This is a genomic window from Pontixanthobacter luteolus, assembly GCF_947494915.1.
In the GTDB taxonomy this organism is placed as follows: Bacteria; Pseudomonadota; Alphaproteobacteria; order Sphingomonadales; family Sphingomonadaceae; genus Pontixanthobacter; species Pontixanthobacter luteolus.
The window spans coordinates 330,704-354,308 of record NZ_CANLWR010000001.1; the positions used below are offsets into that span (position 1 = coordinate 330,704).

General features: G+C 59.0%; 25 protein-coding genes and 1 other RNA gene. 12 read left to right on the plus strand and 14 right to left on the minus strand.

Annotated elements, in window-relative coordinates; translation table 11 throughout:
* Positions 1 to 46: 46 nt before the first annotated feature.
* A complete protein-coding gene (locus PO778_RS01560) occupies positions 47 to 757 on the plus strand; it encodes an arylesterase (RefSeq protein ID WP_271438377.1) in 711 nt (236 codons plus the stop codon).
* Positions 758 to 760: 3 nt separating this feature from the next.
* Here the strand turns inward: PO778_RS01560 and recF are convergent, their stop codons facing one another.
* A complete protein-coding gene (recF, locus tag PO778_RS01565; protein ID WP_271438378.1) occupies positions 761 to 1,849 on the minus strand; it encodes a DNA replication/repair protein RecF in 1,089 nt (362 codons plus the stop codon).
* 374 nt (positions 1,850 to 2,223) lie between these two features.
* Here recF and PO778_RS01570 point away from each other — a divergent pair, with 374 nt between their 5' ends.
* Together PO778_RS01570 and PO778_RS01575 are read left to right on the plus strand one after the other, a co-directional pair.
* Positions 2,224 to 2,355: a hypothetical protein gene (locus tag PO778_RS01570; protein WP_268893566.1), complete on the plus strand. Its 132-nt coding sequence runs from the start codon at positions 2,224 to 2,226 to the stop codon at positions 2,353 to 2,355.
* On the plus strand, positions 2,352 to 2,567 hold the full coding sequence (locus tag PO778_RS01575; RefSeq protein WP_160729372.1) for a PspC domain-containing protein: 216 nt from the start codon (positions 2,352 to 2,354) through the stop codon (positions 2,565 to 2,567). Before PO778_RS01570 ends, PO778_RS01575 begins: the two co-directional genes overlap by 4 nt.
* 75 nt (positions 2,568 to 2,642) lie before the next feature.
* Here PO778_RS01575 and PO778_RS01580 read toward each other — a convergent pair whose 3' ends face one another.
* From PO778_RS01580 to PO778_RS01600, 5 genes are read right to left on the minus strand one after another with little or no spacing between them, the layout of a single operon-like run.
* The gene (locus PO778_RS01580) at positions 2,643 to 3,425 is read right to left on the minus strand and encodes an SDR family oxidoreductase (RefSeq protein ID WP_271438379.1); all 783 of its coding nucleotides are present in this window, start codon (positions 3,423 to 3,425) and stop codon (positions 2,643 to 2,645) included.
* A 2-nt stretch (positions 3,426 to 3,427) separates the two neighbouring features.
* Entirely contained in the window at positions 3,428 to 3,976 is a 549-nt protein-coding gene (locus PO778_RS01585; RefSeq protein ID WP_160729374.1) for an NUDIX hydrolase, read from the minus strand.
* Positions 3,977 to 3,985: 9 nt separating this feature from the next.
* Entirely contained in the window at positions 3,986 to 4,669 is a 684-nt protein-coding gene (locus tag PO778_RS01590; RefSeq protein ID WP_160729375.1) for a TPM domain-containing protein, read from the minus strand.
* Between the two features lie 9 nt (positions 4,670 to 4,678).
* Positions 4,679 to 5,512, minus strand: coding sequence for a TPM domain-containing protein (locus PO778_RS01595; protein WP_271438380.1), 834 nt, complete (start codon positions 5,510 to 5,512; stop codon positions 4,679 to 4,681).
* Between the two features lie 11 nt (positions 5,513 to 5,523).
* Positions 5,524 to 6,129 (minus strand): LemA family protein, encoded by a 606-nt coding sequence (locus PO778_RS01600; protein WP_271438381.1) that lies wholly within the window; start codon positions 6,127 to 6,129, stop codon positions 5,524 to 5,526.
* Between the two features lie 122 nt (positions 6,130 to 6,251).
* Here PO778_RS01600 and mscL (PO778_RS01605) point away from each other — a divergent pair, with 122 nt between their 5' ends.
* The 3 genes from mscL (PO778_RS01605) to ssrA all read left to right on the plus strand — a co-directional run bounded on the left by mscL (PO778_RS01605) (position 6,252) and on the right by ssrA (position 7,621).
* Complete coding sequence (mscL, locus tag PO778_RS01605; RefSeq protein WP_202391572.1) at positions 6,252 to 6,734, plus strand: large conductance mechanosensitive channel protein MscL; 483 nt, start codon at positions 6,252 to 6,254, stop codon at positions 6,732 to 6,734.
* Between the two features lie 74 nt (positions 6,735 to 6,808).
* A complete protein-coding gene (mscL, locus tag PO778_RS01610) occupies positions 6,809 to 7,267 on the plus strand; it encodes a large conductance mechanosensitive channel protein MscL (protein WP_160729378.1) in 459 nt (152 codons plus the stop codon).
* A gap of 11 nt (positions 7,268 to 7,278) precedes the next feature.
* Positions 7,279 to 7,621: a transfer-messenger RNA gene (ssrA, locus tag PO778_RS01615) on the plus strand.
* A gap of 58 nt (positions 7,622 to 7,679) precedes the next feature.
* On the opposite strand, the gene PO778_RS01620 is transcribed toward ssrA, so the two are convergent.
* The 4 genes from PO778_RS01620 to PO778_RS01635 form a co-directional block, all read right to left on the minus strand.
* Positions 7,680 to 7,928 (minus strand): hypothetical protein, encoded by a 249-nt coding sequence (locus PO778_RS01620; protein WP_160729379.1) that lies wholly within the window; start codon positions 7,926 to 7,928, stop codon positions 7,680 to 7,682.
* A 119-nt stretch (positions 7,929 to 8,047) separates the two neighbouring features.
* Positions 8,048 to 9,310, minus strand: a complete 1,263-nt coding sequence (locus tag PO778_RS01625; protein ID WP_271438382.1) for an N-succinylarginine dihydrolase — start codon at positions 9,308 to 9,310, stop codon at positions 8,048 to 8,050.
* Complete coding sequence (locus tag PO778_RS01630; RefSeq protein ID WP_271438383.1) at positions 9,307 to 10,323, minus strand: arginine N-succinyltransferase; 1,017 nt, start codon at positions 10,321 to 10,323, stop codon at positions 9,307 to 9,309. The genes PO778_RS01625 and PO778_RS01630 overlap by 4 nt, the downstream gene beginning before the upstream one ends.
* Positions 10,320 to 11,531, minus strand: coding sequence for a hydrolase (locus PO778_RS01635; protein ID WP_271438384.1), 1,212 nt, complete (start codon positions 11,529 to 11,531; stop codon positions 10,320 to 10,322). Before PO778_RS01635 ends, PO778_RS01630 begins: the two co-directional genes overlap by 4 nt.
* Before the next feature lie 198 nt (positions 11,532 to 11,729).
* Here PO778_RS01635 and PO778_RS01640 point away from each other — a divergent pair, with 198 nt between their 5' ends.
* The 3 genes from PO778_RS01640 to PO778_RS01650 all read left to right on the plus strand — a co-directional run bounded on the left by PO778_RS01640 (position 11,730) and on the right by PO778_RS01650 (position 15,440).
* Positions 11,730 to 13,829: a malate synthase G gene (locus tag PO778_RS01640; protein ID WP_271438385.1), complete on the plus strand. Its 2,100-nt coding sequence runs from the start codon at positions 11,730 to 11,732 to the stop codon at positions 13,827 to 13,829.
* 12 nt (positions 13,830 to 13,841) lie between these two features.
* Positions 13,842 to 14,477 (plus strand): D-Ala-D-Ala carboxypeptidase family metallohydrolase, encoded by a 636-nt coding sequence (locus PO778_RS01645; RefSeq protein ID WP_271438386.1) that lies wholly within the window; start codon positions 13,842 to 13,844, stop codon positions 14,475 to 14,477.
* A 183-nt stretch (positions 14,478 to 14,660) separates the two neighbouring features.
* Positions 14,661 to 15,440 carry a DUF2189 domain-containing protein gene (locus PO778_RS01650; protein ID WP_271438387.1) on the plus strand — a complete coding sequence of 260 codons (780 nt, stop codon included), beginning with the start codon at positions 14,661 to 14,663 and terminating at the stop codon, positions 15,438 to 15,440.
* A 194-nt stretch (positions 15,441 to 15,634) separates the two neighbouring features.
* On the opposite strand, the gene rsmA is transcribed toward PO778_RS01650, so the two are convergent.
* From rsmA to PO778_RS01670, 4 genes are all read right to left on the minus strand, one after another.
* A complete protein-coding gene (rsmA, locus tag PO778_RS01655) occupies positions 15,635 to 16,453 on the minus strand; it encodes a 16S rRNA (adenine(1518)-N(6)/adenine(1519)-N(6))-dimethyltransferase RsmA (RefSeq protein ID WP_271438388.1) in 819 nt (272 codons plus the stop codon).
* Positions 16,446 to 17,468 (minus strand): 4-hydroxythreonine-4-phosphate dehydrogenase PdxA, encoded by a 1,023-nt coding sequence (pdxA, locus tag PO778_RS01660; protein ID WP_271438389.1) that lies wholly within the window; start codon positions 17,466 to 17,468, stop codon positions 16,446 to 16,448. Before pdxA ends, rsmA begins: the two co-directional genes overlap by 8 nt.
* Positions 17,465 to 18,820: a peptidylprolyl isomerase gene (locus tag PO778_RS01665; protein ID WP_271439323.1), complete on the minus strand. Its 1,356-nt coding sequence runs from the start codon at positions 18,818 to 18,820 to the stop codon at positions 17,465 to 17,467. The genes pdxA and PO778_RS01665 overlap by 4 nt, the downstream gene beginning before the upstream one ends.
* A gap of 186 nt (positions 18,821 to 19,006) precedes the next feature.
* Entirely contained in the window at positions 19,007 to 21,337 is a 2,331-nt protein-coding gene (locus PO778_RS01670) for an LPS-assembly protein LptD (RefSeq protein ID WP_271438390.1), read from the minus strand.
* 112 nt (positions 21,338 to 21,449) lie between these two features.
* On the opposite strand from PO778_RS01670, the gene PO778_RS01675 reads away from it, so the two are divergent.
* The 3 genes from PO778_RS01675 to PO778_RS01685 are packed head-to-tail and all read left to right on the plus strand — an operon-like array spanning position 21,450 to position 23,534.
* Positions 21,450 to 22,910, plus strand: a complete 1,461-nt coding sequence (locus tag PO778_RS01675) for a leucyl aminopeptidase (protein ID WP_160730579.1) — start codon at positions 21,450 to 21,452, stop codon at positions 22,908 to 22,910.
* A gap of 25 nt (positions 22,911 to 22,935) precedes the next feature.
* Positions 22,936 to 23,088: a DUF2256 domain-containing protein gene (locus PO778_RS01680; protein WP_160729388.1), complete on the plus strand. Its 153-nt coding sequence runs from the start codon at positions 22,936 to 22,938 to the stop codon at positions 23,086 to 23,088.
* The gene (locus tag PO778_RS01685; protein ID WP_271438391.1) at positions 23,085 to 23,534 is read left to right on the plus strand and encodes a DNA polymerase III subunit chi; all 450 of its coding nucleotides are present in this window, start codon (positions 23,085 to 23,087) and stop codon (positions 23,532 to 23,534) included. Before PO778_RS01680 ends, PO778_RS01685 begins: the two co-directional genes overlap by 4 nt.
* Positions 23,535 to 23,605: the final 71 nt, after the last annotated feature.

The window sequence follows — 23,605 nt, forward strand, 5'->3', positions numbered from 1 at the left end:
GCAATCCAATCGCATAGGTGAATGGGGCGAGCAAGGAGGCTCACAGATGTTACTCAGTCGTTGGTCGATAGTTCCCGTAGTTTTTTCCGCCGCCCTGTTGGGTGGATGTAGTGCAGAGGCCCCGGCGCCGGCTCCTGCCGAAACCACCGCAGCACGGGGCGGTGCGGCAGAGATGCCCGTGATGGGGCCGGAACGGCGCATTCTGGCATTCGGCGACAGTCTGTTTGCGGGCTACAATGTTGCGTCGGAAGACAGCTATCCGGCAAAACTGGAGGCGGCCATGCGTGGCCGCGGCGTGAATGCGCGCGTCGTCAACGCCGGCGTGTCGGGTGATACCACCGCAGCGGGTCTTCAGCGTCTGACCTTCACACTCGATGCTCAGGAAGAAAAGCCTGACCTATTCATATTGGAACTGGGCGGGAACGATTTGCTGCGCGGGATACAACCCGATCAGACGCGCCAGAATATCGAGACTATGCTGGCCGAATTGCAGAAGCGGGAAATCCCGGTGCTGCTGATGGGAATGCGTGCGCCGCCGAACTTTGGCGAATTTCAGGCTGACTTCGACGCGCTCTATCCAGAGCTGGCCCGACAGTACGGTACGGAGCTGGTGCCGTTTTTCCTGGATTCGATCTATACCAAGCCCGAGCTGATTCAGGATGACCGCGTCCATCCAACGGCAGAGGGGATCGAAACCCTCGTTGGCGCAACTGTCGGTGCAGTCAAACTGGCGTTGCCGGAAGAGCCGGCAGGCTGATTGTCACTCCACCCGCTCGGCGGCGCCTTCCTCCACACGCCAAATTGCCGCTTCACCCCGGATGGCGCCAAATTGGGCCAGTTCGGTGCCTGTCAGCCACACTTGTGCACCGCTCGACCGCAGCCGGGCGAACAGGGCTTCTCGCCGCAGCGGATCGAGATGAGCAGCCACTTCGTCGAGCAATAGGAGGTTGGGGCGTCCCTTTGCCGCCAGACTGGCATGGGCGAGAATGATCGCGATCAACATCGCCTTCTGCTCGCCCGTCGAACAGGATGCAGCCGGCACGCCTTTTCCTGCCATCTGGACCCCCAAATCGTCGCGGTGAGGACCGGCCAGGGTTCGTCCTGCGCGCCGGTCCCGCCTGCGATTTTCCGACAGTGCGGAGGCAAGATCGCTTCGCAAGATCGGTCCCCCGGCAGCATAGGACAAAGCAGGGCGGGCAAACGGAGCCTCTGGCAATATGGCCATTTCTTCCATCAGCCGTGAAATCAGCATGGCACGCCCGCTGGCCAGCATGGCACCGTGCTCGGCCAGCTGCTGCTCGACCCCATCGAGCCATGCTGCCTCGGGTTCCCGGTCATCGCTGATCAAGCGGTTGCGTTCCCTGAGCGCGGCTTCGTACCGCGCCGCATGGCGGGCGTGAAGCGGATCAAGAGCGAGGACCATTCGGTCGAGGAAGCGGCGGCGTGCGCCCGCGCTGTCTGCGAAAAGCCGGTCCATCGCCGGGGTTAGCCAGCTGATGGATAGCCATTCACCAAGAGTAACTGCGCTGCTTTCGCTGCCATTGATCCTGACCAGCCGCCTGCCGGGGCGTGCCGGGTCGATGTGGCTACCCAGCCGGACAGGTTCATCCTGGTTCTCGGTATGAAGAGAGGCGCCAATTGCCATCCCGCCAGATCCGCCGCCGCCGATCATTTCGGCCAGAGAAGCGCGGCGAAGCCCGCGACCGGGCGCGAACAGAGACAAGGCCTCCAGAATGTTGGTCTTTCCGGCGCCGTTTTCCCCGACGAGCAGGTTGAAACCCCGCGTTCCGACCAGGCGAGTGTCGGCGTGGTTGCGAAAATCGGAAAGGGTGATCTGGTCCAGCGCCATGCCGGAAAACGCCTAGCTAGCGCAGCACCTTAACGCCACATGAAACCGCAATCCCAAATGGTGGTGTAAATTCCCACTATTCAGTTCTCGTTCATGTTTGAAATCGGGCAAGATAGGCTGAGAATGGCGGAATTCCGCGGTTTTTCGGAATTGGCACGGTCCCTGCAAGGTACTTGGCATCGGCGGGAATGGCCCACCGAACCAAACAAAGGACTTCAAAATGACCGCTTACAACTTCAGCAACCGCGTTTTCGCCGCTTTCTCGGCTCTCGCAATCTCCGCACTGTTCATGGCAACCGCCATTGTTCCAGCAACCCCGACCGGCATCCTTGTCTGATCATCCCAATACCGAACCAATGAAAGGAATTTATACCATGTTTAACCTCAGCGAAATTGGAAGCAGAGCGGTTGCCGCAATCTCTTCCCTCGCGATCTCCGGCGTCTTGTTCGCCTACGCAATTGTCCCCGCAGAGCAGGGCGTCGTATTTGCAGGAATGATGGCATGAGCAACCTGGAGCACAAACCCGTCGGCGCATCGCCATCGCAGAGTTTCAATCTCGACAAGCCGAATGCAAAACTCTGGGGCGTATGTGGCGGTATCGCCAACTATTTCGGCATCGATGCCACACTGGTCCGGATCGGCTTTGTCGCCGGAACGCTCCTCGGCTTCGGCTCGCTGCTGATTGTTTACCTAGCGATTGCCTTGATCGCAGATTGAGAGTGAGGCCAGAGGGTCTCACTCTCACACACCAACCGGCCACAAACTGGCCAACAACAGTCCACGGGGCCGAAGCTACATTGCGGAAATGCCGCCATCCAGTTTCAGTTCGGCCCCGGTCATGAAGCGGCTCTCGTCACTGGCGAGATAAAGCACAGCATTGGCGATGTCGTTGGGCTCGCCAACAAATTTCAGCGGTATCTGCCGCGCCAGCTTTTCCAGCAAAACATCCTTGTCGATATCGTGATTGCGAGCCGTGCCATCCAGGATTGGCGTATCGACAAATGTCGGGTGCACCGAATTCGAGCGGATGTTCATGTTCTTTTTCGCACAATGCAGCGCGATCGATTTGCTCAGCATCCAGACCGCAGCCTTGGATGAATTATATGCCGGCATTGTATCGCTGGCGATCAGTCCGGCGATCGAGGAAATGTTGATGATCGAACCCGGCGCATGTTCACGCATCAGGGGCAAAGCTTTCTGACAGCCGTGAAAGATCGAATCGACATTGACCGAGAAACACCGTTTCCAGTCTTCGAATTTGCAGGTTTCGATGTTTCCGGCGACGCCGATACCGGCATTGTTCACCAACACATTCAATCCGCCGATATTCTCGCGCGCACAGTCAATCGCGGCTTCCCAGGCGTCGGGATCCGTTACGTCGTGCTGAATCGCAAAAGCGGTTCCTGCGCCGAGCGCACTGTTGATCCCGTCTGCTGTTTCCTGAGCGCCATTGCCATTGATGTCGGTGCACAGAACGCGCGCGCCTTCTTGCGCGAGAAGCATCGAGTGCGCTGCACCCAAGCCCTGTGCTGCGCCGGTTACCAGGGCCATTTTGCCTTTAACGCGATCAACCATCTTCAATCCTCTCCCAGAAATTCCTCGGCCATCAGAATGGCCAGCCTTACGTCCACCGCATGGCCTTTTGCCCGCCAGTCTGCAACGAATTGCCGCAGATCGCCGAGTTTGACGCGGTGCACAGTGATATCTTCGCTTTCCGTGCCGCCGCCTTCGCTGACTTTGGTCAGACCGTGTGCGCGGAGCAGAGTGAAACTTTCGCTGACCATTCCGGGGCTGGAATAGTATTCGCCGAGGTTTTCCATCCGGTCGGCGATGTAACCGGTTTCTTCTTCCAACTCGCGCATGGCGGCCGTTTCCGGCGCTTCTCCTTCTGCGCCGTCATCGTCGCCGATAAGACCCGCCGGAATTTCCAGGCTGCGTTTGCCCAAAGGGATGCGGTACTGCTCGACCAGCAAGACGTGACCATCCTCGATGGCGATGATTGCAGCGGCGCGGATGTTCCTCGCGCGGCCGACATATTCCCATCGTCCGCGCACTTTGGCGGTTATGTATTTGCCTTCCCAGACAATCTGTTCTGGCTTTTGCGCATCGGGGTCTGAAGCTGTCATTCCTGAGGCTTAGACTTCGATCAGGCGGTCTGGCAATTCGTTCTGGTCTTCATCCCCGCGCGGGAAATGTTCGGCGAGCACAATTGCGACGTCGCGCACGCCCGCCGCCATGCCTTCAGCGATGTTGCCGCGTTTGATCTCGTCCAGCATGTCGGCCATCGCTTCGCCCCAGACTTCGGCCGGAACAATTTCCGCGATTGGTTCATCCGCGACGATCTCGGCGCGGTGTTCCTGCATGGAAAGGTAGATCATGATCCCGGTACGCCCATGCGTGCGCCGCTCCGCACCGACCTTGAAATGGGCGATGGCGCGGGAATGCACGCGCAAGGTTTTCACCTTGCCGGGGATAAGCGCAAATTTCACCGGGTCCCAAAGCTGGATCAGCCACACGATCAGGAACCAGAAAATCGCTGCGCCCGCTGCCATCGAGAAAATCTCGCGCGCGGTCCAGTCAGTGTTCCAGCCATCGTGCAGCCCGGCATAGGTGCTGAGGATCCAGTCTGGAAAGGTAACGCAAAACGTCAGGGCCAGAAACGAGGCAAGGGCGCACCATGCCAACGCAATGTCGGTATAACCGTCGGAACGGTCGGCCAGAACGGTAACGATCTCGCCCGATGTCTGGAGCTCCGCCTGAGCCACAGCGTCGGATACGATCTTGTGCGATCTGGCGTCGAGATAATTGGTTCGTGTCATGAAAGGCCCCTACCAACCACCCGAGGCGCCGCCGCCACCGAAACTGCCGCCGCCGCCGGAAAAGCCGCCACCGCCGCCAAACCCGCCGCCGCCCCATCCGCCGCCGGAGCGACCCCGGGATCCGCCGCGCAGAGCTGCACTGCCGACTTCCCACAGGATGATGTCGCCAATGCTGCTGCCGGTCAGCGTGCCGTTGCGCCGGTATCGTTTACCGCGTTTGCCGCGCAGCATAGGAATGATGATGAAGAACAGGAAAAAACCGAGGAAAATGATGGTCGGAAAATCGATGATCGATCCGTTGCTTCTCGACCGTTCTGGCGCGGCCTGCGCTGCGATGGCGCGGGCTTCTTCCTCGGGCAAGGTCAGCTGCTGAATAATGGTGTCAGCCGCGGCATTGATACCGCCAGCGTAATCGCCTTCGCGAAAGCGTGGCAGCATCTGCTGGTTGACGATCACCGACGACAGGGCATCTGTCATGATCCCTTCCAGTCCGTAGCCGATTTCGATCCGTGTTTTCCGTTCGTTCGGAGCGACGATTATCAGCGCGCCGTCATTGCGTTCTGCGTCGCCGATGCCCCATTCACGGCCCAGCTGATAGCCATAGTCGGATATGTCATAGCCTTGCAGATCAGGCAGCGTGGCCACGACAAGCTGACGCTGCGACTGGGTCTCCAGCGCCGCGAGCTTTGCGGTCAACGCGGCTTCCTGATCGTCGGGAATGATATTCGCCGCATCGACAACGCGGCCCGTCAGTTCGGGGAAATCCTGGGCCAGCGCCGGCTGGGCGGTCAGCAGGCCGAGCGCAATGGCTAGGCCTGCTGCAATGCGTGAAAGGTTTGGCATCAGGCCTGCGATCAGCTGCCCGAAGTCATATCGAGTTCGGGGGCGATTTCTGCGCCGTTGGTCGCAGCTTCGTAAGGCACAATCGGTTCCGCCCCGTGGATCAGGTTTGCACCGATCGTGTCGGGGAAGGTGCGGATGGTGGTGTTATACTGACGAACTGCCTCGTTATAGTCGCGGATCGCCACGGCGATGCGGTTTTCAGTACCTTCGAGCTGGCTTTGCAGAGCAAGGAAGTTCTGGTTTGACTGGATCTGCGGGTACGCTTCAAAGCTGGCGAGCAGGCGGCCAAGCCCCTGACCAAGTTCGTTTTGCGCTGCCTGAAATTCTGCCATCTTTTCGGCGTCGCCCAGATCTTCCGCGCTAACGTTTACGCTGGTTGCACGGGCCCGCGCTTCAGTGACATCGCGAAGGATTGCGCCTTCGGATTCGGCAGCGCCCCGTGCGACTTCCGCGAGATTGGGCACCAGATTGGCGCGGCGCTGGAACTGCGCCTCCACATCGGCCCACTTGGCTTTCGCGTTTTCTTCCGCCGTTGGCACGGAATTGATCCCGCAAGCTGACAGCAGCAGGGCGCCTACAGCAGCGATGGTAAACCGGGTGGCGGAACGAAGCGTCATAATTGGTCCTCTCAGAAGAAAGCGAAAGCTGTCTTGCATACATAGCACACGCACGCCCGCGTTCAAGGAACCGTGCGGCCTGCCTAGCGTTTGCAGATGAATAAAATTGAAGGGGTGAACGCATGACCATTTTCGACGAATTCAAGAAGTTCATATCGCGCGGTAATGTGCTGCAGCTTGCGGTAGGGGTCGTGATCGGTGCTGCGTTCGGCAAGATAACAACTGCACTGACCGAAAGCGTCCTGATGCCGTTTATCGGCTGGCTTTTCGGGGCGGTCGACTTTTCAAACTGGTTTATCCTGCTCGGTAGCATTCCTGAGGGTTATACCGGTTCGACCACGAATTACGCAGAATTGAAGGAGGCAGGTGTCGCAATGATCGGATATGGCGATCTGCTGACTCAGATGGTCAACTTTCTGATCCTCGCTTTTGCTCTCTTCATGCTCATCAAGGGCGTGAACAAGGTGCTGGATGCGATCGAAGAAGACAAGAAAGCTGGCGAAAACAGTTCGGAAAATGAGAAAGTTCCGACCGATCCGCAACTGGATGTGCTGCGTGATATCAGGAAGGAATTGAAAGGCTTGCGCGAGGCACAGTCAGGATAGGCGCTACACCCTCTTGGCAGGATGGCGTCATGCTGCCAGAAAACCCTCTGGATTAAACCTGAGGGGAAAAAGAAGTGCTTACTGAATTCAAGGAATTCATTGCCAAGGGCAATGTAATGGAACTGGCCGTCGCGGTGATCATTGCGGGCGCGTTCGCTGTGATCGTCGCGTCTTTGACCAGCGATGTTATCATGCCGATCGTTGGCATGATCTTCGGTGATGTCGATTTCAGCAGCAAATACATTGTCTTGAGCGGCGAAGTCGAGGCGGGAATGTCGCTGGAGGCTGCCCGTGAAGCCGGCGCGAACGTGCTTGCATGGGGCGCTTTCGTCACGGCGATTATCAACTTCGTGATCCTGGCGTTCATCATTTTCCTGTTGGTTCGTTACACCAACAAGGTGACCGCGCGGTTTGAAAAGCCTGCCGAAGAAGAAGCGCCAGCTGGCCCGACCGAGGTCGAACTGCTTGCTGAAATCCGCGACGCTCTGAAAGGCGGCGCTCCGGGTGCGCCCAAGAACGGTCCGATGGGCTGAGCCAAATTCGGTCACTTCACATTAAGCCGGCATCGCCTATATAGGTGATGCCGGTTTCGACCGGATATGGCGATAAATTGCAGTGTGCAATAGACATAACGGACCCGGGGGCAGTACCCGGCGGCTCCACCAAAAACCGCAGGAAACTGCGGTTCCTGACGGGGCCGAACTAGGATCGACGTGTGTTGAAAAGCATTGTTTTTGCCCGGGTTGAGAATCCCCGTAAAAAGCTCATTTTTATAAGTGCAAACGATAACGAAGCACTCGCTCTCGCTGCGTAATTTGATGGCCTAACGGCCTGACTTTACAAAGCCTAAGCGCGGTTGGACCCACCGGGCAACAGAAGCGGATTCCGGGGCTCCGGGGGTAGCTAGCAACAGAAACCCCCATTCATTCCTTCAAATTGAAACGATCAATCGGCCGCTGCGGGCTGCTGCGCGTTGCGCTTTTCCTTCTCGTACCGCAGGCAGTCGAGAATTTTTGCCCCCGCGAGGAAAACAGCACCGGTTGTGGCCAGAAACAGAAGTTTGCCGCCCCATCCCGGGTATTCGACAAGGTATTGCGAACCGCGCGCGGTCGCACCCAGAGCAAGCGCATAGATGATAGCATAGGCTTCGAACTTCGTCTTGATAACGAATAGCCGGCCAATCTTCTTCAGCATGCGTGCCCTTTCCTGTTAATCTTTTCAGTCGCAATTTCTGTGCCAGTGGCAGAGTTTCGCGAGTCACGAAGGTTAACGTGGCGGCAAGTGTAACGCAGTCCGACAGTCAGTCCAGCTTGTTAACCAAGCTCCGTTAAATCGAGTGCTTCCAATAACTTGCCACGTGTGTTTCGAACGCGCTCGGCCAGTTCATCGTTCCCGACTTCAGAAGGCTGTATCGTTTCGGGCCAGTACTCCGAAACTACGCGGGCGATTGTTTCGGCCTTTGCATCGTCGAGCATGAAGCGCTGATCGACGGTGGCAGGATCAGCGACCACGCGCAGCCGCAGGCAGGCTGGGCCGCCTCCGTTCGCCATGCTTTGCCGTACGTCCACCGGGATCACTTTGCGGATCGGGCCGTTGCCGGCGAGCATCCCTTCGAGCCAGCTCCACACAGCGGCGCTTTCGCGGCATTCCTCCGGCACGACCAGAGCCATGATGCCATCGGGCAAGGTCAGCAATTGCGCATTGAACAAATAGGTCTTGATCGCCTCTGCCAGCGAGACCGCATCAGCGGGCACTTCGACCACTTCAAGCGCCGGAAATCTGGCCCGGATCGCGTCATAGGCTGCGCTCTGATCGGCAAAGGCGAGAGCGTGCGTAAACAGCACTTTCTCGTTTGCGACGGCGACGACGTCGTTGTGAAACGCGCCGGCTTCGATCGCTGCCGGGTTCTGTTCGATGAAAACTGCGCGCTGCGGGTCTACCCGATTGAGGCGGGCCACCGCACGGCTGGCCTGTTCGTGCTGGCGTGCGGGGAATTTTCCGCCTGTCCGGCCATAAACAAACACTTCCACTCCGGCCGAGCCGTGGCTTTCGGCAAAGCGCATGTGGTTGGCAGCGCCTTCATCTCCAAAGCTGTCGGGAACCGCATCATGCACCGCAAAGTATCTGTCGTCCGCGAATGCGATCTTTAGCTGTGCTGCGGTGTCGCGCCACTCCTGACCTCGGTGGAGCATGGTAATCAAGTTCGCCGGGGTCAGGTGACATTTTCCGTCGATTGTGTCCGGTGCCGGGCTGACTGTCGCTGCGTTTGCAGTCCACATTGAGCTGGCAGACCATGCAGCGCGGGTCAGGGCAGCGTCGGCGGTCTCATCGACGACCAGCCGTTGCAGCAAGCCGTCATTGGGCCGGGGCAAGGGCAGGAAGAAGCCTTGTGCAAGGCCGAGCGCCCGGTTGGCCTGCATCTTTTCCAGACCCTGCAAGGCGGCCGCCCGCGGATAGGATGTGTCGCCCTTGTGGCTGGAGGATGCGATATTGCCCAGGCTGAGGCCGGCATAATTGTGGCTTGGCCCGACAAGGCCGTCGAAATTGATCTCTACCAGCTTGTCGTTGCCGTTCATCGGGCGACGCTCCAGACTGTGTCACCGGGCTGCACGTCCAGCGTATCGGCGGCCGCCGCGTCAAGCGAGATTGTCCCGTCATCATTCAGCTTGCGCGCACCGTAACAGCTGCGAAACGTCGTCAGGTGGCCGGTTGCGATCAGCGACCGTTCGCCTTCGCCCAGTTCCATTTCGGACACTTGGGCCGACACAGCTTCCTTTACGCTTTTCACGTCATCGGTATGTGCGATCATCGACGGGCCGCCGTCGAAAATATCGACATAGCCTTCGTAGCGAAAATTCTCGTTTTCGAGCATGCGCATCGCCGCGCGTCCGGTTGGATGCGGTAGCCCGATTACGCTGCGGGCATCTTCGGAAAGCATGGCAATATAGACCGGATGCTTGGGCATTAGGTCGGCGATGAACTGGTTGCCATTAATGGCGTTGAAATAGTCCGCTTCCTGAAATGTCATGCCGAAGAAGCGCCCTGCGACACCGTCCCAGAACGGCGACCCGCCGCGGTCATCGATGATGCCGCGCAATTCGGCCAGGATCCGGTCTGCGAAGCGTTTGCGGTGCATGGCGATGAACAAATACCGGCTGCGGGCGAGCAGCAGACCGAGCCCGCCAGCACGCTCGTTAGGGTGCAGGAACAGGCCGCCGACCTCGCTCGACCCTTCCAGATCGGTTACCAGGCTGAGCATTTCAGCGCGCACGGTCCGGTCAAGTTCCTGCGAATGCTGGGTCAGCGTGGTCAGGCGGTAAGAATAGAAGGGCCATTGCTGGCCAACCTTGCTGAACAGCTGGCAGGTGCCACGCACTTCGCCGGTCTGCGCATTCTCGAGTACGAGAACAAACTGGTCATCGCCCAGTTCGTCATCATCACGGCCAAACGCTTCAGCAGCCCGCTCTAGCTTGGCGCCGAGCGCGGGCCGATCAGGAGGCAGGTTGGTAAACCCGCCGCCCGTCAGTTTCGCCATTTCGTATAGCGGCTCCAGATCCTTGGTGCGCGCAGCGCGCAGGCGAAAACTCAAAGCTCTTCTCCCGATGCAAGTCGGTGGATGACAAGCGCAGACAGCGCTGCGCGTTCTTTCAGGGACGGGACGATCATGAATTCGTCAGCCGAATGGATTGCACCGCCGCGCACGCCCATCGTGTCGACCACGGGCACGCCGCATGATGCGATGTTGTTGCCGTCGCAAACGCCGCCGGTGGATTGCCAGCCGATTTCCTGGCCCAGCGAAGCGCCGCAATCGCGGACCAGATCGAACAGGCGCTGCGCCTTGCGATCGACAGGCTTAGGCGGGCGTGAAATGCCGCCGTGCTGGTGAATGCTGACTTCGTGAGCCTGCTGTGTGTCGCGCACCAGCGCGGCGAGGGCACTTTCAAACGCGGCGGCGGCATCGGGGCTTTTCGGGCGGATGTTGAACCGCAGCACAGCGTGATCGGGAACGACATTATTCGCCGCGCCTCCTTCGATCTTGGCCGGATTGATCGGGCAATCTTCCGTCTGCAAATCTTTCAGCCCTAGAACGAGGGCGGCCGCCGCTACGATGGCATTGCGGCCATCCTGCGGATTGCGACCGGCATGCGCTGATTTGCCGGTGATGGTGAGAGAATAATTGCCGCTACCGCCGCGTGCATGGGCCAATGTGCCATCGGGCAGGGCCGACGGTTCATAGGTAAGCGCAGCATATTTCCCCTGCGCCATCGCTTCGATCAGCGGTGCGGATGCCAGCGAACCGGTTTCCTCGTCCGAATTGATCAGCACATCGTATCCGATTTGCTGACCGGCGCCGCTTTGCTCGATAGCTTTCAAGGCGTGGAGGAATACGGCAATGCCCCCCTTCATGTCCGCAAGGCCGGGACCGTTCAGCGTTTCTTCGTCCAGCCATTTCTGGTCCTGAAATGCGCTGTCTTTGGGAAAGACGGTATCCATGTGACCGGTGAATAGCAGGCGCCGCTGCGCACCGGGCCGGACACTGAGCGTCAGATGCTGGCCGTGCGGCTTCTCGAACTCGCTGCCGTCAGCCCCGATGGCAGTGACCGGTGCCGGATCGAGCAGCTTCACATCGCCGGGCAGGTCGGAGAACGCGTCGGCAAGGGTTGCCGCCATTTCAGCAAGGCCTTCCAGATTGGCAGTGCCGGTGTTTATCGCGCTCCATTTCTGCGCATGAGCGAGCATGGCATCTTGATCGATAGGAGCGATCAGGGCTTCTTGATTTGTATCGAGTTGTTTCATCTGAAACGGCTTTAGCTTGGTGAGCAGGGCTGTCCAACCCCGCTGCTGAAACGGTGCTCCAAAACATTCCGTAAAAGCGTTGCAATTGCTGGTCTTCGCAGCCATATCGGCCCCGTCCTCCCCGGGAAACTTGATCGAATAAACGCGTTGCGGAGCAATCCGTGCGCTTTCCATTGCGTGTAATTTTACGAGGACTTGATGAGCGATATCGCAAACCGTGCCGGCCTGAAGATCGACCAGCAACTGGCGGAATTTCTTGAAGCAGAAGTGCTGAACCCGCTGGGCCGTGATGTCGATGCATTCTGGGCGGATTTCGCTGCGCTGCTGGACCGGTTTGCACCGCGCAACCGGCAGCTGCTCGACAAGCGGGAATCGCTGCAGGCACAAATTGACAGCTGGCACCGCCAACACCGGGGCCAGCCTCATGATGCCGGCGCCTATCGCACCTTCCTTGAGGAAATCGGGTATCTCGTTCCCGAACCCGGCAATTTTACCATCGGGACGCAGAACGTGGATCCGGAAATCGCGACCATGGCCGGCCCGCAGCTGGTTGTTCCGATCCTGAATGCGCGCTTCCTGCTCAATGCAGCCAATGCGCGCTGGGGCAGCCTGTATGATGCCTTTTACGGAACTGATGCGCTGCCCGATGCGCCGCCCGCGCAGCAGGCGGGCTACTGCCCCGTGCGCGGTGCCGCCGTGATACAGGCCGGGCGCGAATTCCTCGACCAGTCACTGCCGCTTGCTGGTCAAAGCTGGGCCGATCTGGAAGACGACCAGGACGGCCAGCTTCAGGACGAAAGCCAGTATGTTGGCAAAACGGAGCGCGGCCTTTTGTTCAAAAGCAATGGCTTGCACATCGAAGTTATCTTCGACCGTGAAAGCCCGATCGGCAGCACCGACAAGGCTGGCATTGCGGACATCGTTCTCGAAAGTGCGCTGACGACGATTGCCGATTGCGAGGATTCGGTCGCGGCGGTCGATGCAGAGGACAAGCTTCTGGCCTACACCAATTGGTTGGGCATCATTCGCGGCGATCTGGAAGAAAGTTTCAGCAAGGGCGGCAAGACCCTGACCCGCAAGCTCGAAGCGGACAAGAGCTATGAAGGGCCTGATGGCAAGCAGGGCAGCCTGCCGGGCCGCAGCCTTATGTTCGTGCGCAATGTAGGGCATCTGATGACCAATCCGGCGATCCATCTGCCCGATGGCAGCGAAGTGCCTGAAGGTATCATGGATGCGGTCTTTACCAGCGCGGTCAGCACGCTCGACGTGGAAGGCCATGCCAAATTCGGGAACAGCCGCAAGGGTTCGATCTACATCGTCAAACCGAAGATGCACGGCCCCGAAGAATGTGCGTTCACCAATGAACTCTTCGATGCGGTTGAGGATCTTCTGGGCCTCGATCGGTACACGATCAAGGTCGGTGTCATGGACGAAGAACGGCGCACCAGTGCCAATCTCGGGGCATGCATCCATGCCGTGAAAGATCGCATCGTGTTCATCAACACTGGCTTCCTCGACCGTACTGGCGATGAAATCCACACATCGATGCAGGCTGGCCCGATGGTCCGCAAGGCCGAGATGAAATCGAGCGCCTGGCTCGGTGCCTACGAAAAACGCAATGTCGGCATCGGCCTGCGCCACGGTTTGTCGGGCCGCGCGCAGATCGGCAAAGGGATGTGGCCCGCGCCCGATCTCATGGGCAAAATGATGATCGAGAAGATCGGTCACCTTGATGCGGGTGCGAACACTGCCTGGGTGCCGTCGCCAACCGCGGCAACGCTGCATACGCTGCATTATCACCGAAAGGATGTGTTCGAAGTGCAGAAAGGGCTGGGCGAAGTACCGGGTCTGGAACCGCTACTCACCATTCCTTTGGCGCAAGGTACCAACTGGTCGGAGGAAGAGGTTCGTGATGAGCTCGACAACAACGCACAGGGCCTGCTCGGCTATGTGGTGCGCTGGATCGATGCCGGGGTCGGTTGCTCAAAGGTGCCGGACATCAACGATGTCGGCCTGATGGAAGACCGTGCGACGCTGCGCATTTCGAGCCAGCACATGGCCAACTGGCTGCTTCACGGGGTGTGCAGCGAAGATCAGGTGATGGACAGCCTAAAGCGGATGGCAGCCAAGGTTGACGAACAGAACGCAGGTGATCCGGACTACGAGCCTATGGAAGGCAATTGGGACGGCGTAGCGTTCAAGGCCGCGTGCGATCTGGTTTTCAAGGGAACCGAGCAGCCGAGCGGCTACACCGAGCCTCTGCTGCATCACTGGCGCCTGGTAAAGAAGGGCGCGTAAAAGCAGAAAAAGATGCGCCGGCTTAGCCTGATCCTGGTTTTCGTGTGCGTGGCCGGCCTTTTGCTCTGGCTGTTTGCGCGGCCGGGAGAAGTGCAACTGGTCGCTAAAGGTGAGCCGTACGCATATTCGCGCGCGGCATTCGACAAATGGGTTGTCACCGATCCGGACCGCCGCGGCGAGTTCGAGGCATTTGGCGAATTTCTCGCGAGCCATGACGTGGGCGATGTGGTGCCAGCATGGCAGCTGACCCGCACTGATGCCAATCGCTCAAACGATTGCGAACGCCCCGCCTTTTTGATCCCGCCGCGAGATAAATGGATGAACCTCATCCCGGTCCTCACCCTGATGCGCGACCAGATCGTGCCGGAAATCGGTAAGGTCGAGGTGCAATCCTCCTATCGAACTACTGACTTCAATGCGTGTGTTGGCGGAGCGCGGCGGAGCAGACATCTGGAATTTTCTGCAGTGGACCTTGTGCCTGTTGGGGACATTGCCAATGCCGACTTGTTTCGCCGCCTTTGTGACGTTCAGCGAAATTTGGGACCACAAAGCCGCCTCGGTCTCGGAGCGTATTTCGATCCAGAAAAGCCCGACAATGCCAGCGGGCGCTTCCACCTGGATGTTTCGGGCTATCGCAGTTGGGGTTAACCGCAGCGCTCCGAGAGCAGCGGGTGCCGCGCTTTTTTTTGACAGACGCAGATCGCACCGGGAAGCCTTAGAATTTGACACTCTGGAGTGCCGAACTGGCGTAACCTCAGAGCTCAGGACTTGATGCTGCTCGGCATTTGATGCAGCATCGCTTCGATCAGAGTTCGGGAGAGGGCGCTGAAAATGGAATCTGGGACAACAGGACCGGCTGCTCAAGTTGCCGACGACCTGACCTTCGCTGATCTGGGGCGTGTGCTCGCTTCAGGTTGGGATGATTTCCGCGCCAATCCTGTGTTCGGTCTCTTTTTCGCTGCCATTTATGTCTTTGCGGGTTTGGCGCTGTATTATGGCGTTCGCACTTGGGGCCAGACCGCATGGTTTATTCCGGCCATCGCCGGTTTCCCGATCATCGCCCCCTTCATTGCTGTGGGCCTCTACGAGGTGAGCCGCCGGCGCGAGGCGGGCCTGCCGATGCACTGGGGGCCGATACTTGGCGCACTCAAAGGGCGCGGGGATGAGCAGATCATTCTGATGGGCGGTTTCGTGTTTGTTGCTTTCAGTTTCTGGGTCATTCTGGCGCACACCATCTCGCTGATATTCCTGCCTAACACCGGAATGGAGACAGACGGTATCGCCGCGCTTCAGACCGAGGCGGGGATTGCCATGCTTGCTGTCGGCAGCATGGTTGGCGCTTTGCTGGCCTGGGGCCTTTTCTCGATAACCGTGATAAGCCTGCCCATGCTGATCGACCGCGACGTTGATTGCATCACGGCCATCATTGCTAGCGTGAAAACGGTTCGCAGAAATATGTCAGTGATGCTGGCTTGGGCAGGTATCATTGCCGTGTCGCTGGGCGCGGCGATGTTACCCTTTTTTCTCGGACTGCTGATCGTGCTGCCAGTGATCGGGCATGCAACCTGGCATCTGTATCGGCGCGCGCTATCGATTTCGGCGGTGGAATAGAATTGGCTGCAAAATATGCAGCCAGACCAAGCACACCTTCGGCAAAATAATTCAAAAATATTCGAACCTCAGATCCGGTTGCCTCGACTGCCTAAGGACAGTTCACGAGGCGACCCGGCCCCCACTTACCTGGCGGGCCCACTTCAAGGGCTGGGGCACCATTGGGCTCCAGCCCCTTTTTTTGGGAATTCAGTCTAACTCAGTATTCTGGCGATTGAGACAAACTCATCGATTGAAAGTGTTTCTGCGCGGCGCGTTTCGTCCAGCCCCAGCTGCTCCATCGCTGAAAGCGCGCCGGGTACACTTTTCAAACTCTGGCGCAGCATCTTGCGTCGCTGACCGAATGCGGCGGCGGTGACTTTTTCCAGCGTCTTGGCAGACACGCCGCCGGGCATCTGTCCGGGTTCGACATGGATGATAGCGCTCATCACCTTCGGCGGCGGGGTGAAGGCGCTGCGATGCACTTTCATTGCTAGCTGGGCAGAGCTGCGCCACTGAGCCAGCACCGCCAGTCTACCGTACGCAGACCCGCCGGGCCTGGCGACTATCCGCTGGGCTACCTCCTGTTGGAACATGAGTGTCAGCGACGTCCACAGCGGCGGCCAATCCTCACCGCCGAGCCAAACGGTAAATAACGCGGTCCCGACATTATATGGTAAGTTGGCGACCACGGCGAACGGTTCGCCCATGATCTCGCCATGATCCAGTTTCATCGCGTCGCCATGAATTACCGACAATTTCCCCGGGAATGCGTCTGACAACTCGGCCAAAGCCGGAAGGCAGCGATCGTCCATTTCAATTGCCGTGACGCGCGCACCAGCCTTTAGCAGAGCGCGGGTCAGACCGCCGGGACCCGGTCCGATTTCGAGCACCGCCTTGTCCTGCAAATCGCCGGGGATCGCGGCGATCCGGTCGAGCAGCTGGCTGTCGAACAGAAAATTCTGGCCGAGCGCCTTGGAAGCACTGAGGCCGTATCGGGCGATGACTTCGCGCAGTGGGGGAAGATCAGGCACTGTCGGCGCTCAACATCCGGGTGCGGGCGCAGTCACCTGCCATTTTGATGGCTGCGATCATCGCGCCGGGATGGGCAACTCCCTTGCCGGCAATATCGAAAGCGGTCCCGTGATCAGGTGACGTTCGGATTATCGGCAGGCCCAGGGTAATGTTGACACCGCTATCGAAATCGAGGGCTTTCACCGGAATCAATGCTTGATCGTGATACATGCAGATAGCAGCATCGTAGCTGCTGCGTTTGTGCGGCGAAAACAGGGCGTCTGCCGGATGCGGACCGGACACCGTATGCCCTTCCGCCTGCAGCGTTTCGATTGCCGGTGCGATTATGGTCTGGTCTTCGTTGCCGAACTTGCCATCCTCGCCCGCATGGGGGTTGAGCGCGGCTATGGCGATGCGCGGATCGTCTATTCCGAAATCGCGCTTCAACGCGGCGATCGTGATCCGGGTGCGGTGGACGATCAGATCGGCGGTGATCAGTCCGGGGACATCCGCAAGCGCACAATGCACCGTTAGCGGAACGGTCCGCAATTGCGGACCGGACAGCATCATCACTGCATCCTGATCATCGAGCCCGCAAATATCGGCCAGAAATTCGGTTTGTCCCGGATGGTTGAACCCGACCTTTGCCAGATGAGATTTGGCAATCGGGGCAGTCGCCATCGCGCCTGCTTTTCCGCCAAGCGCTAGCCGGGCCGCGCCCTGCAGTGATGCGAGCGCCAGCCTCGCCCCATCCGCATCAGGATTGCCGGGAAGAGTTTCGGCATCAAGCGTGCCAAACACAGGGATTGCCTGCGCGAATGTATCTGCCGCTTCCGTGATTGAGGCGACTATCCGGATCGGGCATTCAATGCCTAGTTTGGAAGCTGCCCTGACGAGCACTCCATACCCACCGACCACGAGAAAAGGCGCAAGGCCATGCTCCTCACGCTGTGACCAGGCGCGGACAATGAGTTCCGGGCCGATGCCAGCCGGATCACCGAGAGAGATAGCTATCGGTGAAACGGCGGGCCTCAATTATATTCGATATAGGCGTCGTTGCGCAGATCGCGAAGATAGCGCTGGGCGCGCTTCTGGATGCGTTCTTCTTCTTTCTGCGCGATCAGGTCGTCGATGGTGGGACCGCCGACAGTTTCGGGATCGTCACGGCCGCACAGCATCAGAACACGCACGCCATCATTCACCGAGCCGAAGGGCGGGGTGGTCTGGCCAACCTGAAGGTTGAGCAGCGAAGCCTGCAGCTGTTCTGGCAATTGCCGCGCCACGATCTCGTTGCTTACCACGTCTGCACCGATTCCCGCTGCAACGGATTCTGCATCGCCGCAGCCGCGCATTGACGCGACGGCGTTGGTGAATGTCTCCACCTTCGCTGCGGCAGAAGCTTCCGTAACATCCGAGCTGAAGCTGATCGAAATCTGTTTCAGGCTGAGTGTCGCATCGCGCGGATCAGCCATCAGGATCTGGCGTTTGTCGATCAGGAACAGGATCGAAAAACCACCGGGGATCGGAATCGGGCCGCGCAGTTCGCCGGGCTGCATCTGTGTTGCCTGAGAAGAAAGTTCGCGCGGCAATTGCGGCAGGCGAACCCAGCCAAGATCACCGCCGACCGAAGCGGTCGAAGCCTCGGAAAACTGACGTGCATAGGCGACGAAACTGCCGCCCTGACGCAATTGGTCGACGATCTGAGCCGCGTTCTGCTGCACCGTTTCAAGATTCTCAGCGGTCGCACTCAGATAGATTTCGCCAAGGCGAAACTCTTCGGTTCCCTTCTCTGCTTCCATCCGTTTCAGTTCTTCACGAACCTCTTCCTCGGAAACATTGATGAACGGCGAAATGTTGCGGCGCAGCAGGGACGTCCAGGCCAATTCGCCCTTGATTTGACGTTTCAGCGAGGCGGGAGAGGACCCGATGCTGAGCAGATACTGGTCCATCGCTTCAGTCTGCTGGCCGAAATTCTGTGCGGCCAGAGTTTGGTAACGCTGATTGACCTGGCCATCGGAAATTTCGATTTCCTGCGCGGCGGCTTCCTGGATTTGAAGGGTTTCGTCGATCAGGTTGCGCAGCACCTGCATCCGCACGCGGCGCAGTTCCTCTGGCGGCAATTCGCCTTCGGATGCGGCAGTCAGCAGCGCGGTGCGGTGATCCACGTCGGTTCCGGTGATTACCGTACCGTTCACAACGGCAGTGGCAGTGCGAACGTTCGGGTCGCTCTGACCCATCAGGACCACGTTGTCAGGAATATTCAAAACGTTGCTGTTTGAAGCACCGGACTGACCAATCGCCTGCGCTTGAAGCGCGATAGGGCTGGCTGCAAGGCCGAGTGTGGCAAGTCCGCCCAGAAGCTTGGAGCCAAGCTTGGTAAGTTTCATATCAATCACATGTAAATTCCGTCTGCAGCGCCGTCCTTCGCGCCTTGGGTGCCCTGTGTTTCGCCCATTCAGGCTTAACCAAAGCTGAGTGCCAAAGATGAAGCACGCCGGATAGCGCGTTTGAAGGCTTATGCCAATGACCCAGAAGCTGAACCGATCGGCGGTCCACAACAGGGTCGTTGGCGCTTACCTGAAGCCCAGGTTTCTGAGGGCAAAATACAATTGGAATGTGTCGCCGCGCTGCGCATCGCCGGCGTTCACATAATCGCGCCGCCAAGTCAGGCCGAGTTCAAGACAGTCGTCCTGATAGGCGAGGCCAAGCCGTGTCCGGATCGGCTCGAATCCGTCCGACGAAAGTGTTGGATCTTCGTTTCGGTCGGTCAGGTTGATGACGCCCGAACCGAAAAGTGACCAGTATTTCGCGAATGCCACACGGGTTGCGAAACGCAGTTCTTCCTTGTCCTGAAGATCCTCGATTCCGGCGGCGATGTTGCGGTCCAGCCTCAGATATCCAATTTCAGCGTAGGTTTTCTTGCTGCCGAAGGTCGCGTCAAATTCATTGCGGCGGACTGCGAAATTATCCTTGTCAAGCCGGAACCGGTGCGTGAATTTCACCAGATCACGGAAGCGGACTTCTGTGCGGCCGACGAAATCGGAAACCCGCTCGCTCAGGCCGGTACCATCAATCAGGATGTCCTGATCCTTGTCCAGCCGGTAAGATTGGCCGAAGGTGGATTTTACACGCCAACCGGGGCGCTGCATTTCCCAGTCAAATCCGTATGTTACGCGCACACCGTCTTCCACCCGGTCATAGCCGGGGAAACGATTAAGCGCGAACAGGTTGGAATCTTCCAAATCGATTGCGCGGGCGTCTTCGTTTGGCACCGCCAGATTACGGATTGGCGGACTTGCGACTATCTGGACGCGGGGAGTGAATACCTGGGTTCCGCCAAATGCCTCGCCGACAAAGGGCCATTGCATATCCAGCGCCGCGAGAGCGATCCCGCGCGTTTCCCAACCGGGATTTCCGCGGTAAACTGCGGTGCTGGTCAGCAGGTTTTCATCGCTATGGTACACATCGCCTCGAACCAGGCCGGTCACTGTCACAATCTGCCCGAGGTTTGTCAGCTTGCGCAGATCCCAGCGGGCGCCGGCAAACGCGCGCTGCGTATCCTGGCCCTCATCGCGGACAATCGCGAGCGAGTTCGCCTGCAGTTCGAGCGTCCCGCCGAGGCTGAGCGGGTCAGAGAGGCGCTTACGGTAGTCTATGACGGGCAGAGCGAGCGGCACCTGACCTTGATTGGTGCCGATGCGCAGCGTCTGAGTGGCCCATCCAGCAACCGAGAGATAAGATGTGTTGGAAATACGCTCCAGATTGAAAGTCGAACGCAAACGGTCGTCGCGGCTGATGTCATAGCGGCGCAGGAATGTGCGGTCGCTGGCCAGCCGCAAAGAGCCGGTAAAGCTCCATTCGGGGGAGAATTGGAACCGTCCATTGGCGAACAGATAGCCGCGTGGATCATTTTCGGTCGTAGGCGCAACGCCGAAGCGGCTGATCCGGTTGCTGTTGGTGGCGTATCCGGTGATCTGGTATGCGCCCTTGTCCGTCAGGTGACGCCACTGCGCCGACAGCATCGGTGGGGCTTTGGTGAAGACATAGGCCTTTGCAGTCAGGTCCTTGTTATCGGCGAGCCGCCAGTAATAGCCGCCCTCGATCTCCACTCCGTTCGATTCTGAAAAACGCAGGTCAGGGATTACCAGGCCGGATTCGGCTCTGCCATCTGTGCGCACCGTCAGCCCGGGCAGCGGCAGCAGACGCGCACCGAACAGTTCCAGATACGCCCCTTTGAACCGAATCCGCTTTTCGTCCGGATCATAGGTGACCCGGTCTGCGGTTATCCGCCAGCTCGGGCTTTTGTCGCACCCTTCCGGATCGACCACGGCGCAGGCGCTATAGGCGGCGTCGGTCAGCACGATCGTACCGTCTTCGCCGCGATCGCCGGAGCGGGCGGCTAGCCTTCCCCCCTGGCGTAGCGCCAGCAGCAGATCTTCCATCGCCCCGGCTTCGAATTCGTCGGTCAGCTCGATACTTTCGGTATAGAGCTGATTTCCTTCTGCATCCACGAAGCGGACATCGCCGGATGCCTGGATGCGGCCGGTCTTCCGGTCCCAGACAACTTCCTGTGCGCGGACGGACTGGTCTTCGCTGCGCAGGATAACGTTGCCGCTCGCTATCACCCGGTCGTTTTCCGAATCGTAAGCCAATTCGCTGGCCTCGAAATCGATCTGCCGATCGCCCGTTTGGTCGTTTGGCGCCGTGTCAGACGGACTCTCGATCGGGGTGACCTGCGTCTCCAGTGGCTCGAGAGCTTCGGGATTGATCGCTGCGGGGTCTTGCGCTTGGGCCGGTGCAGTCAGAGCCATGCTGAGTGCGGCCACGGCTGAAGCGCAGGCGAAGTGCCGTGTCATCGACAGCGATATCGACCCGGGCTTGAGTGATTTTGGCAGCGGCAGCATGGCTTGCCTATCGCACCGCCCGCGCCTAATCGCAATTCCATTCCTTGGCTCATTTCGGAACATTGCTCCCGGAGAGACGCTGAGCATGAAAGACACGAGTTTTGGAGATAACATGCAAGTCACTTTTTCAGGCACCCAGCCATCAGGCGCGCGGCTGATCGCGCATATTGCCGACAAGGGCAAGTTGCCAGACGGATTGGAAAAACCATTGAGCGAAGGCGCGAAGACTGCGCGCTTCAAAGGCAATGCCGGCCAGTTTTTCGAAAGTTTCGTTGAACGCAGCGGCGCAACAGTGCGCGTTGCAATCGTTGGCGCCGGTGAAGCCGGAGCGGATGGCCGCACCATCAATCTCGAAAAGGCCGGCGCTGCACTGGCGGCGAAATACCTGACTTCAGGCGAGACCGACCTGGTCCTCGACCTGACCGGCAGCGGTCTCGATGCAGCGGCAACCGCTTCAGTTCTGCTGGGCCTGCGACTGCGTAGCTGGCGGCACGACCTGTACCGCACGAAGCTGAAGGACGAGCAGAAGATCACGCTCGATTCCGTGACCGTGGTTGGCGCTGCGGATGGTTCCGAAACGGCATGGGCTGACGCGGCAAGCGTCGCCGACGGGGTTGAGCTGACGCGCCATCTGGTCGCGGAACCGGCCAACAAGATCTACCCGATAAGCTTCGTTGAAAAATGCCGCGAAGCATTTGCCGGAACCGGTGCTGAGCTGATCGTTCTCGACGATGACCAGATGGAAGCACTGGGCATGGGCTCTCTGCTCGGCGTCGGCCTTGGCTCGGAACAGCCTTCGCGCATTTTGGCGATCAAGTGGGATGGCGGCGAAAAGGGCGATGCGCCGATTGCTTTCGTCGGCAAGGGCGTAACCTTTGATACTGGCGGTATCTCGCTCAAGCCTGGCCCCGGCATGGGCGACATGAAATGGGATATGGGCGGTTCCGGCGCGGTCGTTGGCGCGATGCTGACGCTTGCCAAGCGCAAAGCCAAGGCGAACGTCGTTGGCGTCGTCGGACTGGTTGAAAACATGCCTGACGGCAAGGCGCAGCGACCCGGCGACGTCGTTACGTCGATGTCCGGCCAGACCATCGAAGTGCTGAACACCGATGCCGAAGGGCGCCTGGTCCTCGCTGACGTGCTCACCTGGACCCAGCGCGAATTTGCGCCCTCAAGGATTGTCGATCTCGCGACGCTTACCGGTGCGATGATCATTTCGCTGGGCAGCGAGCACGGCGGGCTTTTCTCCACCGATGACAGCCTGGCCGACGATCTGCTGGACGCGGGCAAGCAGGTGGGTGACAAGCTGTGGCGTTTCCCGCTTTCACCGGCCTATGACAAGCTGATCAACAGCCCGATTGCCGACATGCAGAATATCGGCCCGAAGGGTGCCGGTTCGATCACCGCCGCACAATTCCTCAAGCGCTTTATAGAAAACGATACGCCGTGGGCGCATCTGGATATCGCCGGAATGGTGTGGGCTGATAAACCCGGCCAGACATGGGACAAGGGTGCCACCGGTTACGGCACGCGCCTTCTCGACCGGTTCATTCGCAACACACTCGGCGCCTGACGGCGCTGCCAGTTAAGGGGACAACATGGCCCGCATGCGCAAGAAAGCGGACTTGCCAAGCAAGATCTGCAAGGCATGCGGGCTCCCCTTTACATGGCGCAAAAAGTGGGAGCGGGACTGGGATAACGTCCTGTACTGCTCCGAACGGTGCAAGCGGAACAGGGGGCAGACAACGTGAAAGTCGACTTCTGGCAGATCAGCAACGATCCTGTTGAACGGGTAGTTGCCCTGATCGCGCAGCGGGTCCTCGGTTCCGGTGAACGGTTGATGGTTGTATCGTCCGACGGGGATCAACTGGACCTTATCGGCAAGACCCTTTGGGAAACAGACCCAGAAGCCTTTCTGGCCAACGGCAAGTCCGGCGAAGCAGGGGCAGCCCGCCAGCCGATATTGCTAGCACCGCATTGCAACGTTGAAAACGGGGCCGAAAACGGGGCCAACCACGTCATTTTCGCTGACGGAGAGTGGCGCGGCGAGGCCAGCGAGTTCGCGCGCAGTTTCCTGTTGTTTGGCGAGAACACGCTGGAGGATGCCCGGTCTTGCTGGCGCTCGCTCGATGGAACCGAAAATCTAGAGCGGAGCTTTTTCCGGCAAGATGGCGGGAAATGGGTAAAGGTAGCCTGATACGCTTAAAGCTTGCGAATTCTGCAACCCGGCGCTAGTGGCGCGCGCAACTATATTACCCCCGTACAACG